At 74.9% G+C, this 2976-nt stretch carries 2 protein-coding genes and 1 pseudogene; 2 read left to right on the top strand and 1 reads right to left on the bottom strand.

Features of this window, described 5'->3' with window-relative positions; genetic code table 11:
- On the bottom strand, positions 1 to 776 hold a 776-nt coding region (locus AKI01S_RS48450), incomplete at its 3' end, for a glycosyltransferase family 2 protein (protein WP_218010106.1).
- 380 nt (positions 777 to 1156) lie between these two features.
- On the opposite strand from AKI01S_RS48450, the gene AKI01S_RS48445 reads away from it, so the two are divergent.
- Positions 1157 to 2797: a carbamoyltransferase family protein gene (locus tag AKI01S_RS48445; protein WP_067833877.1), complete on the top strand. Its 1641-nt coding sequence runs from the start codon at positions 1157 to 1159 to the stop codon at positions 2795 to 2797.
- Positions 2794 to 2976, top strand: a pseudogene (locus AKI01S_RS48440) (hypothetical protein); the annotation flags it as partial. The gene AKI01S_RS48445 and the pseudogene AKI01S_RS48440, both read left to right, overlap by 4 nt.

Here is a 2976-nt window from a genome sequence, read left to right as displayed (position 1 = left end):
ACCGCCGGGAACGCGCGGACGGCGGCGAGCGCGCCGCGCCGCCCGTCGGCGCCGGCCAGGGCGGTGAGCAGGTGGTGCCCGAGCACCGGCAGCGGGCGCCGCAGCCAGGCGGTGAGCAGCCGGTTGCGGACCTCGCGGCGGCGCCGGGCGGCCGGGTCGCGGCCGTGCGGCGAGGGATGGTGGTGGACGACCGGCTCGGGCACGTACGCCAGCCCCCACCCGGCCGCCGCGAGGTCGAGCGCGAGCAGCTCCTCCTCGCCACCGCCGCGCAGCACCGGCGAGAACCCGCCGACCTGGAGGAACGCGTCCCGCCGCACGATCACCGAGCAGGCCGGGAAACCCAGCACCGAGGGGCCCGGCAGGTCCGCGGGACGGCCGAGCGGGGCGCGCGCCATCGCCTCCGACACCGGGTCGGGGCGCTCCTCCTCGCCGACCAGCACCCGCGCGGCCAGCAGCGCCGCCCGCGGGTACGCGTCCATGATCTCCACGGCGCGGTCCAGCGCGCCCGGCTCCCACCAGGAGTCGTCGTCGGCGAACGCCACGTAGCGCGTGTCCGCCTCCCGCACGGCGAGGTTGCGGGCGGCGGCCCCGAGGTCGCGGGACGGCCGGATCACGCGGGCCCCGGCGACGCTCGCGATGGCGGCGGTCTCGTCGGCCGAGGCGTTGCCCACCACGATCACCGGGGCCGCGTCCCCGGTCGCGACGTGCTCGGCCAGGCTGCGCCGCAGCTCGGCGGCGCGGTCGCGGGTGGCGACGGCCACCGTCACGTCTGACACGGCTTCCCCCCGGGTGAAAGGTCGGTCAAGGGCCTTTGCCGGCTGACGTGGCGCCGGGTGGAATGGGACGCCGCTCGCGTAGTGCCCCACAGTGTCCCGGCGGCGATGTGTGGTCACGATGACGGCGCCACGCATGTGCGGCGCGGTACCCGTTCGCCCTGCGGTCAACCTGCGCTTTAGGTGACTACGGTGGGAGATCGGGTGATTACGAATCGCATCTGAAAGTTAGTTTGACCTTACCCAAAGGCAAAGCGGGGCAGAGAGCCGTTTGAGGGCCCGGGTGCGGGTAGCCCGGGGAGGTTCCGCTTCTCCCGCGACGGGGCGCCGTGCCTTTCACAACTTCCTATGCCTGATCTTCCGAAGGGGATCGGAGACTCCAGATGCGCGTTCTCGGAATCAACGCCGTCTTCCACGACCCGGCCGCCGCGCTCGTGGTGGACGGTCAGGTGGTCGCCGCCGCCGAGGAGGAGCGGTTCAGCCGCCGCAAGCACGGCAAGCGGCCCCACGCCTTCTCCGCGTGGGAACTGCCGGAGGAGTCCGCGCGCTGGTGTCTCCGGGAGGGCGGGATCGAGCCCGGCGCGCTGGACGCGGTGGCCTACTCCTACGACCCGTCCCTGGTCGAACCGGGTCTGGAGGGCCACGAGGGCGAGTGGGAGCGCCTGCGGACGCTGTACGTCCGGCGCGCGCCGGTGATGCTCGCCGACGCCCTGCCCGGTCTTGATCCCGGAATCTTCAGATATGTCCCGCATCATGTGGCGCACGCCGCATCCGCCGCGCTGGCCGCCCCCACCCCCGGCGAGGGCGACGTGCTCGTGCTCGACGGGCGCGGCGAGTCCCACTCGCACCTGGCGGGCACCTACCGGCACGGCACGCTGACCACGTTGAGCGCGCAGCGGCTCCCGCACTCGCTGGGGCTGATGTACGAGGAACTCACCGAACACCTGGGATTCCTGCGCTCCAGCGACGAGTACAAGGTGATGGCGCTGGCCTCCTACGGCCGCCCGCGCTTCGCCGACGAGATGCGGCGGCTGGTGCGCGCCACCGGCGACGGCGGCTTCTCGGTCGGCCGCGTGGACTGGTCGTCGTTGGCCAAACCGCGCGGCGCCGGCGAGGAGTGGAACGAGGACCACGCCGACCTGGCCGCCAGCGTGCAGCTCCGCCTGGAGGAGGTCCTGCTCGACCTGGCCGGATGGCTGCACGAGCGGACCGGCTCGCGCCGGCTGGCGATGGCCGGGGGAGTGGCCCTCAACTGCGCCGCCAACTCCCGGCTGGCCGCCGACGGCCCCTACGCGGAGATCTGGGTGCAGCCCGCCGCCGGGGACGCCGGGACCGCGCTCGGCGCGGCCCTGCACGTCGCCGAGCGGATGGGCGACACGATCACCGCGATGCCCGGCGCGGCCCTCGGCCGCCGCTGGGCCGCCGCCGAGCTCGCGCGCCGGCTCGACACCGCCCGCGTCCCCTACGACAGGCCCGCCGACCTGGCCGCCACCGTCGCCGACGCCCTGGCGCGCGACCAGATCGTGGCGTGGTTCCAGGGCCGCGCCGAGTACGGACCGCGCGCCCTGGGCCACCGGTCGCTGCTGGCCCACCCCGGCAATGCCGACAACCTGGAGCGTCTCAACGCGGTCAAGGGCCGCGAGCAGTTCCGCCCGATCGCGCCGATGGTCCTGCTGGAGCGCGCCGCCGCCATCTTCGACGGCCCGCTGCCGAGCCCGTACATGATGTTCGTCCACCGGGTGCACCCCGAGTGGCGCGACCGGATCCCCGCCGTGGTGCACGTGGACGGCACCGCCCGCGTCCAGACCGTCGACCGGGCCGACGAGCCCCTGGCCGCCGACCTGCTGGCGGCGTTCGAGGCCCGCACCGGCCTGCCCGTGGTCGTCAACACGAGCCTGAACACCGCCGGGCGCCCGATGGTCGACGATCCGCGCGACGCCCTGGAGTGCTTCGGCTCGGCCCCCGTCGACCTGCTCGTCATCGGTCCCTACGTGGTGCGACGCGGGGAGGTGTTCGCCCGATGAGGCCCGCCTCGGGGGTCTCCTACAGCGTGGTGGTGCCGACCGTCGGCCGTCCCAGCCTGGGCGCGCTGCTGGAGGCCCTGCTGAAGTCGCCGGCCGCCGCGCCCGGCCCCGGCCCGCGCGAGATCCTCGTCGTGGACGACCGGCCCGCCCCCGGCCCGCCGCTGCCGCTACCGCCGCCC

Source organism: Actinomadura kijaniata NBRC 14229 (assembly GCF_001552175.1).
GTDB classification, from domain to species: domain Bacteria; phylum Actinomycetota; class Actinomycetes; order Streptosporangiales; family Streptosporangiaceae; genus Spirillospora; species Spirillospora kijaniata.
Note: the sequence above shows the minus strand (reverse complement) of the source record. Positions and strands in the feature narration are given on the sequence as shown.